Below are 14,478 nucleotides of genomic sequence, written 5' to 3' on the forward strand. Positions count from 1 at the left end.
GTGTTCACTTTGTTGGGGCGTGGCATTGCTGCGCCCGCTTAGCTGAATAAAACAGCAAAAACAACGGTTTTGGCATAACCTGAGAGCAATTGGTTATTTGCCTGGGTTCCCCGTCCGTGCTGAGATTGTCGCCTGAAAAAAGTCAAACAAGGCGATGACCATGTCTACAGGGAAAACGCTGCTCGCGCTGGCGCTGAGCACACTCTTACCGGCAAGTGCTGCCATGGCGGCAGCCAACGATACGCTGATTTATTGCTCCGAGGCGTCACCGGAGTCGTTCAACCCGCAGATTGCCAGCTCTGGCCCAACGTTCGTTGCCAGCTCGCAGGTGCTGTATAACCGTTTAATCAATTTCGATCCGGTTAACAACACGCCAACGCCGTCATTGGCAACCGAATGGAAAATTTCCCCAGACGGCAAAACCTACACCTTTACCCTGCGCCAAGGGGTGAAATTTAACAGCAACAAAAACTTCAAGCCGACCCGCGATTTTAACGCCGATGACGTGGCGTTCTCGGTGTTACGCCAGAAAGACGCCAATCACCCATACCACAAGGTATCGCAGGGCAATTACGAATATTTTCACGACGTAGGTCTGGATACGCTGATTAAGGAAGTGAAAAAGCTGGACGATTACCACGTTCAGTTTGTTCTCAGCGAGCCGAACGCCGCGTTTCTGGCCGACTGGGGGATGGACTTTGCGTCGATCCTTTCTGCCGAATACGCCGATGCGATGCTGAAAAAAGGCACGCCAGAATACGTGGATACCTGGCCAATCGGCACCGGCCCTTACGTCTTGCAGCAGTATAAAGTCGATTCACTGATCCGCTATGCTGCCAACCCTAATTACTGGGATGGAGAGGTGCCGACCAAGCATCTGATCTTCTCCATAACGCCGAACGTACAGACGCGCCTGGCGAAACTCCAGACCAACGAGTGCCAGATTATCCCCGCGCCGGCTCCGGTACAGTTTGATGAAATCAATAAAAACAAAGACCTGACCCTGCATAAGGTGGATGCACTGAACGTCGGTTACTTGGCATTTAACACCGAGAAAAAACCGCTGGATAACGTGCTGGTACGCCAAGCCCTAAACTACGCGACTGACAAAAAGGCGATAGTTAACGCGGTATTTTTAGGTTCTGCCACGGTGGCGAAATCGCCGTTGCCGCCAAATATGCTGGGCTTTGATAAAGACCTGCAGGATTACGGCTACGATCCGCAAAAAGCCAAGGCGTTGCTGAAACAGGCCGGGCTGGAAAAAGGCTTTGAGATCACGCTGTGGTCAATGCCGGTGCAGCGCCCGTATAACCCGAACTCCAAGCGTATTGCGGAAATGCTGCAAAGCGACTGGGAAAAGGTTGGCGTGAAGGCGAAAATCGTCTCTTACGAGTGGGGAGAGTATCTCGCCGGTATGCGTAAGGGCGAGCATGACACCGCGCTGTTTGGCTGGATGTCTGATAATGGCGATCCGGATAACTTTGCCGAGGTGCTGCTGGGTTGCAACAGCATCAAAACCGGCTCGAATGCCGCGCGCTGGTGCGATAAAACCTATGATGGTCTGGTACAGCAGGCCAGGTTGACTAGCGTCCCGGCCGAGCGTGCAAAACTCTACGGTCAGGCGCAGGAAATCTTCTACCAGCAGGCTCCGTGGATTGCCCTGGCGAATGGCAAAACCTTCTATGCCACGCGCAGCAACGTCAGTGGCTATAGCGTCAGCTTGATGGGCAGTGATTTTTCCAAAGCCAAACTGAATTAACCGCAGGCCAGATTGAAAACGGGGGTAGCATACGGCGCCCCCATAACACAATGAGACGGTTGAGGTTACTTAGGCTGCCGAACAACCCGGTAGCCTGCCAGCACGGCAGCCAACACCATAAACAGATGCCCCTCGGCGGAATCGAGCAGGAACGAGTTGAACAGGTGGCAGGCCAGATAACTACCGAGCACGGCAACCAGCAGGTTGCGGCAGGCTGTTGGTTGCCGCCAGGCTGCTCGGAAGCAGCACCACATCCACCCCAGAAACAACGCCAGACCCAGCAAGCCATTTTGTACCGTTTCCAGCAGGTATTCATTGTGCGGGTTATGCACGCCGTAACCGGTCTGCGCATTGCCATACCAGAAACTCCCGGCCCCGTTACCCAGCAGTGGGGCCTGTTTTATCAGGCGCAGCGATTCACGGGCAAAGGCGGTGCGCTGTCCCATCGAGTTGTCGCAAGCCTGATAGGCCTGCTCTGCCGGGGCCAACACGCAATTGCGTACCTCAGCAAGGCCGAGCGTCAGGCGCTCCGTCGCTCTATTGGGGATAAAAATCAGCATAATGGCCAGCAGCAAACCACAGGCTAGTACCCCCAGCCGCTGCCAGCGGGGCAGCGTCAGCAGCAACCAAAGCCCCACGCCGACCAATAGCGCCACATAGCCGGTACGCCCCTGTACCATCAGCAGTACGTTCGCCGTTGCCAGTAGAACCAATGCCCCATAGCACCAACGCAGCACACCTGATTGCGCAAAAGCGCGGGTTAGCCATATCAATGCAGCAAACGCCATAAACACGTTCTGGGTTATCTGCAGTTTAAACACCGTTGGATTCTGCGGATCGAGGCCACCCAGCGTTACATGCCCGACCCCCGAAATCAGGCTGATCGCCAGTATCACGGCATTGGCGATCAGAAAACCGCTGATAAAGCGGATGATAAGCCTGGAGTCGGTGATAAAGAACAGTGCCAAGGGCAACACAAACAGTAGCTTTTGATACTTGCTGACCATCTTCGGGCCGTATTCGTGGTGCTGGGTCAATAACGAGGCGGCCAGCAGTGCAAACATCAATGCGGGCAGCCATACCAGCGGTTGTTTGAGCAAAGGCATCAGGTGGCGAAAGTCACGCTGCCACAGCAGACATAGCGCCGCTAACACCAGCGAAGCATTCATCAGCGCATTGGAGGTCGGCAGGGATACGCCGAGCAAAAACGCCGTGAAGCCAAATAGCCGAAGGCGGGCAGGGGAGAGTAACGATACGGAATAGGGTTCGGTGGATGGCATGGAGTGGCTCAAATCAGGGTTAATTAAACACGGTGTCATTCACTGTGCGGAAAGTTGGGATTTCCAAGCAGGTGAGCTGGCGGTTTATGGCCCGGATAACCTCACTGGCGGGAATGGCGTCCAGATAACGTTCCGGGGTAGCGGTGTTCACCTCGTCGGGGTGGGGTAATGAGCGGTAGTTGCCTGCCCATAACAGGATGTGCGGAGCCTGCCAGGGCGACCACTGTTGCAGATTGCTGGGGCCGAACAGCACGACGGAAGGCGTTTGCAAGGCGGCGGCCATATGCATCGCTACCGAATCCACCCCGATAAACAGCTTCGCCCGATCGATCAAGACGGCAAGCTCCGGCAGGTCCAGGCGACCGGCCAGATTGACCACCCGTTGTGGCATGGCGCAGTGGGCCAGAAGGGTGGCTATCAAGGCGATCTCATCGGCAGAACGCCCGCAGGTCAGCACCACGGTTTCTCCGCTGGCGGTGAGATGGTCGATAACCCGTGTGAATCCCGCCACCGACCAGGTTTTGAACGCCCAGCGCGCAGTAGGCTGGATCAGCACGAAATCCGTCAGGTGATGATGTTGGCTGAGGCGGTCAATCTCATCGACATCGCGCTGCCGGTAAGCCTGGGTCACCTTGGTTTCCAAGGTGGGTAAGGCCAATGGGGACAGAATCGAGAGGTTATTGAGCACGGTGTGCCGTTGGTTATGTCCGTCCACCGGCACCAACAACGAATGACAAGCCCGCCACAGCCGGTTATTACGCTTGGGGTAAGCAAACCCCAGGCTGAACGTCGGTTTGAGAAAGCGACAATAGAACGCCGCTCGCCACTGGTCGGACAGATTAATCACCAGGTCGTAGTGGCCAGTGTTGAGACTGTTCCACAGGGCTTGCTCACCGCGATACTGTGCCTTGCAGCTCTGCCGTTTTAGGCTGCGATCGACGGTATAGGTCAGATAGACATCCCGATTGCCCGCCAGCATCGCCTCGGTACCGTCATACACCAGCACGTCAATCAGGGCGTTGGGGTAATTGGCGCGCAGCGTACTGAGCAACGGGGTAGTTAGCAGGACATCACCAAAGTGACGCAGCTTGATCACCAGGATGCGCTGTACCCGATCGCGGTGCAGTAGTCCGTTGGGCAAGCGACGGTCAGGTAACACGGCCTTGCCAGCACTCATCGCGAACGTCATATTTTGCTGATATATCCCAGAGAACGATAAAAGGCGATCTTATAGGTGGCGGAAAGACAAAGATAATTGGTTGTACAGATCAATAAGATCAGACCGATCGTTGAAAACGATCAATCCTTGATAAAGTAAGGGGGTATTGTGCGGGATTGTGAGCCACGGGATAAATCGTCTATGAGGAATTTTAGTATGGCAGCCACTGGCAGAAGTGTGAGGATGAATAGCGGGTGGTGAGAGATGCGTGGAAAGCCGAACCTCGTCCCTGGGATTCGGCTTTTACAGATTAGCCCGCAGCGGCCTCGCGGAGGCGCTGTTTGATCTTGCTGTACTCCTGCTGAACATAGTGTTCTGCTTGCCCTTGATCCTTAATGGGCTCAATCTGCACGGCACAGTATTTGTATTCCGGCGTTTTGGTTATCGGGCTGAGGTTTTCCGCCACCAGCTCGTTACAGGCACCGATCCACCATTGGTAGGTCATGTAGATCGCACCCCGGTTAGGACGTTCGCTGACGTTGGCGCGGGTAATGACCTTGCCCTGACGGGAGCGTACCCACACCAAGGCCTGATCCTCAATCCCTAGCCGTGCGGCGTCTTCCGAGTTGACCTGTACATAGCCTGGTTCATCGGCCAACGCGACCAGTGCCTTACAGTTGCCGGTCATCGAACGGCAGGAGTAATGGCCCACTTCGCGTACCGTCGACAGCACGAACGGGAACTCATCGCTGAGCTGATCGATCGGCGGAGCCCATTCACAGGTAAAGAACTCTGCTTTGCCACCGGGCCGAGAGAATTCCCCGCCTTCGTACAGATAAGGGGTACCTGGGTGATCCAACGTTGGGCATGGCCACTGAATGTAGGCCAGATCCGCCATCTTCTCGTAGGTAGCGCCATAGTAGAGTGGGCACAGCTCGCGCAGTTCGTCCCAGATTTCCTGCGTGTTGTTGTAGTGCATCGGGTAACCCATGGCCGTCGACATCAGGCTGATGATCTGCCAGTCCGTCTTCACATCGCCCACCGGCTCCACCGCCTTATAGAAGCGTTGGAAGCCGCGGTCTGCCGCGGTATACACCCCTTCATGCTCGCCCCAGGAGGTTGCCGGAAAAACAACGTCGGCAATTGCGGCGGTTTTGGTCATGAAGATATCCTGCACAATCAGCAAATCCAGCTTCTCAAAGGTTCTACGGATGGTGGCTAAATCCGGCTCCGTTTGCAGCGGATCTTCCCCCATGATGTAGTGCGCTTTGAGTTTGCCATGGTCGATATTGTGCGGCACTTCGCTCAACGCATAGCCGATCTCGGCTGGCATCGCGTCGATCCCCCATGCGTTGGCAAACCTTTCCCGTGCCTCGGCATCCGTGACCTGGAAATAGCCGGGCAGGGTGTTTGGCAACGCGCCCATATCACAGGCACCCTGAACGTTATTCTGCCCGCGCACCGGGTTAACCCCGACGTTCGGCTTGCCCAGGTTACCGGTCAGCATCGCCAGGCTGGTCAGCGCTCGCACGGTTTCCACGCCCTGATAGAACTGGGTGACGCCCATGCCCCACAGGATGGTGGCCGTCGGCGCGCTGGCATACATGCGTGCCGTTTCACGGATTTTCTGGGCGGTGAGGCCCGTGGTTTTTTCAACCGACTCCGGTGGGTAGTCCGCCACGATGGCGCGATACTCATCGAACTGCTCGGTATGCTGCTCAACAAACGCCTGATCGTATAGGTTCTCCTCAATCATCACATGAGCGAGCGCGTTGATCAGGGCGATGTTGGAACCGTTTTTCAACGGTAAATGGATATCCGCAATACGCGCCGTTTCGATATAGCGCGGATCGCAAACAATGACTTTGGCTCCTTTCTCCTTCGCCTTGAGAATGCGGCGGGCGACAATAGGATGTGAGTCCGCGGCGTTATAGCCGAAGACAAAAATACACTGGGTATCCTCAATCTCGCAGATTGAGTTACTCATGGCGCCGTTACCGACCGATCGCTGCAGACCTGCAACCGAGGGGCCGTGTCAGACGCGTGCGCAACAGTCGATATTGTTGGTACCGACGGTGGCGCGAGCAAATTTCTGCATCACATAGTTGGCTTCGTTACCGGGCCCACGTGAGGAACCGGTCGTCATAATCGCATTCGGGCCGTATTTCTCTTTAACGGCCAGCAGGCGTGAACTGGCGAACTCAATGGCCTCTTCCCAGGACACCGACTCCAGTTTGCCACCTCGTTCCCGCCTGATCATCGGCGTTTTCAGCCGTGGCGTCAGGATCTTGGTATCGTGAACGAAATCCCAGCCGTAATACCCTTTCAGGCATAGCTCGCCCTGATTGGTCACGCCGTTAGCGCCTTCGGCCTTAACGATCCTGCCGTTGTCGACTATCAGGTTGATTTTGCAACCTGAAGCGCAATAGGGGCAGACCGTGATGACTGTTTTCATCTCCAGCACTCCTTGTTTAAACCTGTTCGACATTGCTCAACACGCCACTGGGCTTGAAAATCTCCGCAGTGACGAAAAATGTGTCTCACTTATTTGAAGCATAAATTGTGCCACGCTGACTTGATGTGGATTAATGGCACGCCTGTATTACTCGATAATCATTGGCAGAGGTTTACAACTGCTCAAAACCTTCTCCCGTATCCCATATTGATAACCGCTGATAAATCACCCGTACCGCCTGCATCACTTTCTCCGTCATCGGGAAATAAAACATCACCACGTCCGGCTGAACGCCGAGAAATATCACTTCCTCAATATCCTCACGTAGCTGGTCGATCAGGAAATTGAGCGGCATATTGTGGGTGCTCATAAAGAACATCTCGGCAATATCGTCAGGATTGACGATACGGATTTCGCCAGGAGCCAGCTCCATATCGGTGGCATCGACAATCACCAACCGGCTGGGCTTAAGATCGCGGATCTGATGCGTGACGTTTTCGGGGGTGGAACCGCCGTTGACGGCGATCCAACCCTCGATTGGCGCGTCAGCCATCATTTCGGCCAGCAATGGCCCGGCACCGTCGTCACCCATCATGCTATTACCTACGGTAAGGACGACATTCATGGGGTGGTCACCTTTTTCACAATCAGATAGATAGCAGGCTCGCGCTCAATCTCGGCGAGCAGGCCGAGCAGCTTGGTACTCCATTCGCTAAAGGGCGCCGGTTGGCTATCAATCAACGGGGCCAAGGCATTGGCCAGTAGGCTGGTGTGGGTGGAGTCGATGGTGATTTCGCCAAAGGTCAGCAGGCCACGCATCTTGCGTTGGGCCTCACCTTCCGGGAACAGCTCAACCCAGGCTTGATATTGCGGCAATGGGCAGCTCAACTCGGTGTTCAGGCAGTCAATCACCCCCACGTGATGGCCAATCGCCAGCGAGTAATACATCACCTGCTGCGCCTGGGCAGGCATGTCGTCATCGCTATCAAGAAACTTCTGGCGTAACGACCAGAACACCGCCTTACCTTCATTTTGCATGGGTCAGCTCCTGTTGCAGGCAGTCAACCAGGCAAGCGACAATCTCGCGCAGACGAGGGTCGTTTTCCTGTTTCAACCATTCTTCCAGGCGCAACGTGGCCGCATCCATGCTGGCTCCGGCCAACAGGGAGAGGAAACGGTCACTGATGATGCGGCCTTGGTAGTAGCCCGCCAGACGGCGTGCCTCGCGTTCAATCAGTACGCGGGTATGCAGTGGGATGCCAGGCAGCAGCAATGCTGCCTTTTCGCCTACCTGCTCAAGGTGGTTTTCGCCCTTCAGCTTTTGCTCCAGCAGGCCCAGGGCCACGGCAAAGCCGTAGAGAGTAGCGGCGGGCGTCGGTGGGCAACCAGGGATCCACACGTCAATCGGTACGATAGACTCACTGCCGCCCCAGACGCAGTACAGATCGTGGAAAATCCCGCCGCCACAGCCGCAGGCCCCGTAAGAGATACAGATTTTTGGATCGGGTGCCGATTCGTAAGCTCTGAGCGCGGGCACGCGCATGGCCCGGGTGACCGCGCCGGTAAACAGTAGAATATCGGCATGGCGCGGTGAGGGGACCACCTTGATGCCAAAACGCTCGGCATCAAATACCGGCGTGATGGCGGAGAAGATCTCGATCTCACAGCCGTTGCAGCCGCCGCAGTCCACGCGATAAACGTAGGCCGAGCGTTTGATATCCTTCAGCAGCTTGCTTTTGAGTTTGGCGGTCTGTTCATCAACGGTGATCGGCGTGCTGCGGTGATGATTGACCTTGATATCGGGCATCGTCATATTATTTCGCTCCCGCCGGCTGGTTCAGTTTCATTGGCCGATGCTGGCTCAGAGCCTGTTTACGCTTGCAGGCGGGGCAGGTCTCGAACTGGGGCCGTAAGGCCTCAATGCCGTCGGTGCCCATGCCCGCGTGGGCCAGTAACGCCAGGGCGTAATTCACCGATTTGGTTGGCGTAAAGGGCTGCTGGCAACTACGGCAGTTGAGTAGGGTAAAGGTGGCGCGGATATACAGATCGGGCTTGTGCATCACCGCCATTTCAAACTCTTCCGACAGCCGGATCGCCCGCGTCGGGCAAACTTCTTCACAGCGTGCGCAGAAGATGCAACGGCCAATGAACAACTGCCAGACGCGCTCGCCGCTGGCCTCATGGGTTTCCATGGTTAATGCATTGGCCGGGCAGGCCACGGTACAGGCACCACAGGCGATACACTGCTCAGGATCGTACTCTGGCTTGCCACGAAACCCAGGGGACACCTCTAGCGGCTTAAACGGGTATTTCACCGTGACTTCACCGGCCTTCAGGATGGTTTTAAACAGTTTCAGCATGCTGTCTCCCTCACTTGCACGGTGAATGGGTGCGTTCGATCCCGTAGCGTTCAATCTCCTTGTACGGTACGGTCTTCGCTTTGCGCTTGTTGATATCGATCAGCGTGACGCGGTCGGTACAGGAGTAGCAGGGATCGAGGCTGCCGATAATCAGCGGGGCATCGGAAACCGTATTGCCGCGCAGCATATAACGCAGCACCGGCCAGTTGGCGTAGGTGGCCGCCCGGCAGCGCCAGCGGAACAGTTTCTGGTTATCCCCCAGCATGCTCCAGTGGATATCTTCACCGCGCGGGGCTTCGGCATAGCCCAAGGCAAACTTGTGCGGCTGGTAGCGGAAACCTTCGGTGAGCAGCGGGCCGCCCGGCAGGTTATCCAGGCCGTATTCGATCATCGCCAGCGAATCCAGCACTTCCTGCACGCGCACCATTACGCGCGAATACACGTCGCAGCCGTCGAAGGTGAACAGCGTTTTCGGCAATGAACCGTAGTTGGCATAAGGGTGGTCAAAGCGCATATCGCGCTTGAAACCGCTGGCGCGGATCATCGGCCCCACCGGGCTGTAGTCGCGAGCGATCTGCCGATCCAACAGGCCAATGCCTTTGGTGCGCTGCTCGATATTCGGCGTGGCGAGCAGCATCTCAACCAGTTGCGTCACGTCGGCACGCATCTCATGGATCAGCTTGATGGTTTTAACTCGCTGTTCTTTGAGGATATCGCGGCGCACGCCGCCGATCAGGTTGAGCCCATAGGTTTTACGCGATCCGGTCAATAGCTCCGCCATGGTCATCGACTTTTCACGCACGCGGAAGAACTGCATAAAGCCGGTATCGAAGCCGACAAAGTGGCTGGATAGCCCGATGTTCAGCAGGTGGCTGTGCAGCCGTTCGACCTCCAGCAGAATGCTGCGAATGGCATGGGCGCGGGGTGGTACATAGATCCCCAACGCATTTTCCACTGAGGTGGTATAGGCCACGCTGTGGGTAAAGCCGCAGATCCCGCAGACCCGGTCGGACAGGAAGGTGACCTCCTGATAGCCCATACGGGTTTCGGCCAGCTTCTCCATGCCTCGGTGCACGTAGAACAGCCGATAGTCGGCATCGACAATGCGCTCGCCGTCAACAAACAGGCGAAAATGCCCTGGCTCGTCGGAGGTAATGTGCATTGGCCCGATCGGGACCACGCGCGACTCGCCGGTGGCCGCATTTTCAAACGGGTAGGTTTCCACATCGGTGGTTGGTTCGGGGCGCTGGCGATAATCCATGGTGTCTTTACGCAGCGGGTAAAGATCGTCCGGCCAGTCGTCCGGCAGCACCAGACGGCGCTCGTCCGGCAACCCTACTGGGATCAAACCGTACATATCGCGGATTTCACGCTCGCCCCATACGGCGGCGGGAACGCGTGGGGTAACCGACGGAAACTCCAGCGTGATGGCGCTAACCTGAGCCTTGACGGTGATAAAACACTTTTCTCCTTCCTCCATCGACAGCACGTAGTAGACGGCGAAGTCCCCGGTCAAGGTACGTTCGTCATTGCCAAACAGTACCGGCAACCAACCGCCTAGCGGGTAATAGAGGTATTCCACAATCTCGGGTAATGAGTTCAGCTTGACCGTGATGGTGACCTGGTTGGCGGTTTGCCACTCGGCATCCAGCAGTGCGGAGGGGAACTTCTCGCGCACTTTGGCCAGGTAGCCTTTGCCGAGTTTCTCGTCGTTGTTGAGGGTCAATACGTGGGTTTCGTAGCTCACTTTACTTCTCCTGCCTGAGGTTCGGCCGCAGAGGAATGATTCTGAACGGCCCATGGCCAGCTCAGTGGCTGGGCATGAGTGCCAGGCTTGTTGTTCATCACGATGTGGACCGCATTTTCCAGCAGTCGGCTGACCGGTTGCGGGATATGGGTGCCCATTACCAGCATCAATACCAGCAGGATCAGCATCGGTAAGGTCGTTAGTATCCCCAGTTCGCCTTTGTTGACCTCTTCTGGCTTGTCGCCGAACAGCACGCTGGCCACCATGCGGACCAAACCGGCCAACACCACCGTCAGCAGCAGCAACAAGACGATGGTCAACGTAATATGGCCAGCCGCCAACCCGGCGGTGACCGTCATAAACTCACTGAGGAAAATGTTGAACGGCGGCATACCGCCCAGCGCCAAGGCCCCCCCGGCCAGCAGCACGGCACTGAACGGCATGCATTTCAGCATCCCTTTCACCACGGTAATATCGCGGGTGCCGTACTTCAGCAGCACGTTGCCGGAGCCGCAGAACAGCAGGGTTTTTGCCAGGCTGTGGTTCAGGGTATGCAGCAGCGCCGCCAGAATACCCAGCGGACCACCGATGCCGATCGCCACGGCGATCAGCCCCATGTTCTCTACGCTGGAGTAGGCCAGCAGCCGTTTGATATCGCGCTGCACCAGAATAAAGAAGGCCGCCACCGCGACGGAGAGGAAGCCAAACACCATCAACAGCGTGCCGGTAAAGTCATGCCCCAGCGTGGTGCTGATAATGATGTAGTAACGGATAATGATCAGCAGCGCGCATTTGAGCAGCACGGCAGAGAGCAGGGCGCTGGTGGGGCTTGGTGCCTCACTGTGGGCGTCCGGTAGCCAGGCGTGCATCGGGAACAGCCCGGTTTTGGTGCCAAAGCCAATCAGGATGAACACAAACGCCAGATGCATCAGCATCGGATCCAACTGCGTGGCGTGCTTGAGCACTTCCGTCCAGAAGATGGCGTCGTTGGGATCGGGCATAAAGCTGGCCGCGTTGGCATAGACCAGAATGGTGCCGAACAGCCCGAAGGCCACCCCGACGGTACAGATAATGATGTATTTCCAGGCCGCCTCCAGCGAGGAGCTCTGCCCGTACAACCCCACCAGAAACGCCGAGCTGAGCGTGGTGGCTTCGATGGCCGCCCACATCAGGATCAGGTTATTGCTGGTGATCACCAGCAGCATGGTGAACAGGAACAGGTGGAAGAAGCCGTAGTAGTGGCACAGCGTCGCTACCGATATCTCGCCCTCATCGACCTCATGGCGCATATAGCCAATAGAGTAAAGCCCGGTAAGGCAGCCGATGATGCCGAGGATTGCCAGGAACAGGGCGCTGAGGCTATCCAGGTGCAGCCAGCGCCCGGCAGCCAGAATATCGCCTTGCTGGTATACCTGCATCACCACCCACAGGGAAACTGCCAGAAGCAGCATGATACCGACAAAGTGCAGCAGCGTTACACAGGCCCGTGCCGCATTGCCCAGCAACCGACAGGCAAAGGTCAACAGCGAGAAGGCCAGCGGCGTCAGCAGTAATAGAAACAGCATGGTGGAATTATTCATCATCTCACCCCTTCAACGCCGTCAGTTGTTCAACATTCAGCGTGTTGAGCGTGCTGTAGATTTTGCGCGCCAGCACGGCCATCACGATCACCGCAAAAATGGCATCGGTGGCGATGCCAATCTCCACCAGCTCCGGCGCGCGATTCGCCAGCAGCGCCAGCGTCAGGTGCGATCCGTTTTCCATCAGGCAGTAGCCAAACACCTGTTTGAGGATGTTGCGTTGGGTGACGATACACAGCAGGCCGAGCATAAAATGCCCCAGCGATACCGCCAGCGCCGGTTTCAGCGAGGCCAGCAGCGGCACCTGCACCGGTTCCACCACAAACCAGCACAGCAGCACAATCACCGCCGCAGCCAGCATCAGCATCACCGGGCCGATCAGGCTGCCGTTCGCCGAGGGATCGTCCATTTTGCGAAAGGCATAGGCCATGATCACCGGCACCAGTACCACCTTGGTGATAAAGGCGCTGATCGCCCACAGCGTGAGCTGGTGGGCGCCCAGGGTTTGCCCTAGCGTAAAGAAGATCAGCACCAGTAGCAGCGACTGCAAGGCATAGAGCCAGCACGAGGCCACGGGCCGTTTGGCGCCAATCACCAGCAGCGAGGTGACCATCATCAGCCCCGCGAGGTTATTGACGATCAGTGAACCAGTCATAATCAACTCCCTTATCCAAGCCAGGCGACGGCAATCACGCTGGAACCTACCGACATCGCGATCAGAATCACTAGCACCACGCTCATCACCAGCGGCAGCGGAGCGGCCTGTGCCACCTCATCACTGGGTTTGCCGGGAATAACGCGCCCAAACCAATAGATGAACCAGGCAAAGCTGGCGACCGACTCGATCAGCACCAGTACCATCAGCGGCGTCATCAGCCAGAACTCGCGCGACAGTGCAAAACCGGCGGCAAAAATCGGGAACTTGCTGAAGAAGCCGTTAAACGGCGGCACCCCGGTGATCGCCAGCGCGGCCACGCAGAATCCCACGCCCAGCAGCGGCATCTTGCTCATCACGCCCTGCAAGCGGGGCAGCATCCGGGTGCCGCAGCTGTAGCTCAGCGCTCCGGCCACCAGGAAGAACAGGCTCTTGGCAAACGCGTGGTTAAAGATGTAGGCCACGCCGCCAAGAAAGGCAGTTTTGGAACCGAAGATGGAAATGGATAACGCCAGGAAGATATAGGAGAGCTGGGTGATGGTGGACCAGGCCAGCAGGCGCTTCATATCCTTTTGCGGTAGGTACATCAGGAAACCGTAAATCAGGGTGATAGTCGCCATGACGATGCCGACCCAGCCGATAATATGCGGCACCGCATCCGCAGAAAGGATGGCGCGGGCATAGATGTAGACGCCCACTTTCACCATAGAGGCGGCGTGCAGATAGGCGCTCACCGGGGTAGGGGCTTCCATGGCATCGGGCAGCCAGGCCTGCAACGGAAGCTGGGCCGATTTCCCCCAGGCCGCGAACAGGATGCCACCAAATACGACCAGGCTGGCCGTACCGTTGAGCTGCGCAATGGCGCTCAGGGCGAAGGTGCCGGTATTAAGGAACAGCGTTGCCGCCGCCAGGTATAAACCGATTGAGGCAATATGGGTGATCAGCAGGGCCTTCATGGCCGAGCGCTGTGCCTTCGGCGTCTGGTAGTAGCTAATCAGCCCCCAGGAACAGCCGCCGGTGATCTCGAAGAACAGCAACTGCCCCAGAATGGTGGAGGACATTACCAGCCCGGCCATCGCGCCGATAAAGATCAGCAGAAAAGCGTAATAGCGGTTGCTGCCCTCATGGGGATGTTCGCGGTTGGCCGTGGTGAGGTAACCAGTGGAATACAGGCTGACCAGCAGGCCAAGAAACACCACCGCGAAGACAATCAGCGTGCTGATGCGGTCGATGATAAAGCCGAACAGCGCCACGTTGCCGTATTGCAGCAGCGTGATGGTCGTATCCGACTTGCCATGGGCCAGGAATAACCAACCGATAATCACCGTCCCCAGCGTGGCCAGCAGCGCAAACAGGGTACAGATCCACTTGGCCATCCGTTGCGGCACACAGGCCGTCAGCAGCGCGCCGATAAACGGCAGCAGCAGCGTGGCGAGGGCGGTATATTGCAAACAGAGCGTATTTTCCATAATGGGTTTCCTGG

12 protein-coding genes are annotated in these 14,478 nt (G+C 56.9%); 1 reads left to right on the top strand and 11 read right to left on the bottom strand.

Going from position 1 to position 14,478, the window contains the following annotated elements:
* Positions 1-160 precede the first annotated feature (160 nt).
* On the top strand, positions 161-1,759 hold the full coding sequence (locus tag ACMV5H_RS17150) for an ABC transporter substrate-binding protein (protein ID WP_414822164.1): 1,599 nt from the start codon (positions 161-163) through the stop codon (positions 1,757-1,759).
* Between the two features lie 65 nt (positions 1,760-1,824).
* Here ACMV5H_RS17150 and ACMV5H_RS17155 read toward each other — a convergent pair whose 3' ends face one another.
* The 11 genes from ACMV5H_RS17155 to ACMV5H_RS17205 all read right to left on the bottom strand — a co-directional run bounded on the left by ACMV5H_RS17155 (position 1,825) and on the right by ACMV5H_RS17205 (position 14,464).
* Positions 1,825-3,039, bottom strand: coding sequence for an O-antigen ligase family protein (locus tag ACMV5H_RS17155; RefSeq protein WP_414822165.1), 1,215 nt, complete (start codon positions 3,037-3,039; stop codon positions 1,825-1,827).
* A 19-nt stretch (positions 3,040-3,058) separates the two neighbouring features.
* Positions 3,059-4,228 carry a putative lipopolysaccharide heptosyltransferase III gene (gene rfaQ, locus ACMV5H_RS17160; protein WP_414822166.1) on the bottom strand — a complete coding sequence of 390 codons (1,170 nt, stop codon included), beginning with the start codon at positions 4,226-4,228 and terminating at the stop codon, positions 3,059-3,061.
* 280 nt (positions 4,229-4,508) lie between these two features.
* A complete protein-coding gene (fdhF, locus tag ACMV5H_RS17165) occupies positions 4,509-6,653 on the bottom strand; it encodes a formate dehydrogenase subunit alpha (RefSeq protein ID WP_115158286.1) in 2,145 nt (714 codons plus the stop codon).
* A 172-nt stretch (positions 6,654-6,825) separates the two neighbouring features.
* Complete coding sequence (gene hycI / locus ACMV5H_RS17170) at positions 6,826-7,278, bottom strand: hydrogenase maturation peptidase HycI (RefSeq protein WP_059200433.1); 453 nt, start codon at positions 7,276-7,278, stop codon at positions 6,826-6,828.
* On the bottom strand, positions 7,275-7,691 hold the full coding sequence (locus tag ACMV5H_RS17175; RefSeq protein WP_021804853.1) for a formate hydrogenlyase maturation HycH family protein: 417 nt from the start codon (positions 7,689-7,691) through the stop codon (positions 7,275-7,277). Before ACMV5H_RS17175 ends, hycI begins: the two co-directional genes overlap by 4 nt.
* On the bottom strand, positions 7,681-8,466 hold the full coding sequence (locus ACMV5H_RS17180) for an NADH-quinone oxidoreductase subunit B family protein (RefSeq protein ID WP_115158287.1): 786 nt from the start codon (positions 8,464-8,466) through the stop codon (positions 7,681-7,683). Before ACMV5H_RS17180 ends, ACMV5H_RS17175 begins: the two co-directional genes overlap by 11 nt.
* A 1-nt stretch (position 8,467) precedes the next feature.
* Positions 8,468-9,013, bottom strand: coding sequence for a hydrogenase 4 subunit H (gene hyfH / locus ACMV5H_RS17185; protein ID WP_414822167.1), 546 nt, complete (start codon positions 9,011-9,013; stop codon positions 8,468-8,470).
* A gap of 10 nt (positions 9,014-9,023) precedes the next feature.
* On the bottom strand, positions 9,024-10,814 hold the full coding sequence (locus tag ACMV5H_RS17190; RefSeq protein WP_179247932.1) for an NADH-quinone oxidoreductase subunit C: 1,791 nt from the start codon (positions 10,812-10,814) through the stop codon (positions 9,024-9,026).
* Positions 10,757-12,340, bottom strand: a complete 1,584-nt coding sequence (locus ACMV5H_RS17195) for a hydrogenase 4 subunit F (protein ID WP_414822181.1) — start codon at positions 12,338-12,340, stop codon at positions 10,757-10,759. The genes ACMV5H_RS17190 and ACMV5H_RS17195 overlap by 58 nt, the downstream gene beginning before the upstream one ends.
* A 4-nt stretch (positions 12,341-12,344) precedes the next feature.
* Positions 12,345-12,995 carry a hydrogenase 4 membrane subunit gene (gene hyfE, locus ACMV5H_RS17200; RefSeq protein WP_115158289.1) on the bottom strand — a complete coding sequence of 217 codons (651 nt, stop codon included), beginning with the start codon at positions 12,993-12,995 and terminating at the stop codon, positions 12,345-12,347.
* Between the two features lie 11 nt (positions 12,996-13,006).
* Positions 13,007-14,464, bottom strand: a complete 1,458-nt coding sequence (locus ACMV5H_RS17205; protein ID WP_115158290.1) for a hydrogenase 4 subunit D — start codon at positions 14,462-14,464, stop codon at positions 13,007-13,009.
* Positions 14,465-14,478 lie beyond the last annotated feature (14 nt).

It is taken from the genome of Serratia sp. N21D137 (genome assembly GCF_047530005.1).
Lineage (GTDB): Bacteria > Pseudomonadota > Gammaproteobacteria > Enterobacterales > Enterobacteriaceae > Chania > Chania fonticola_B.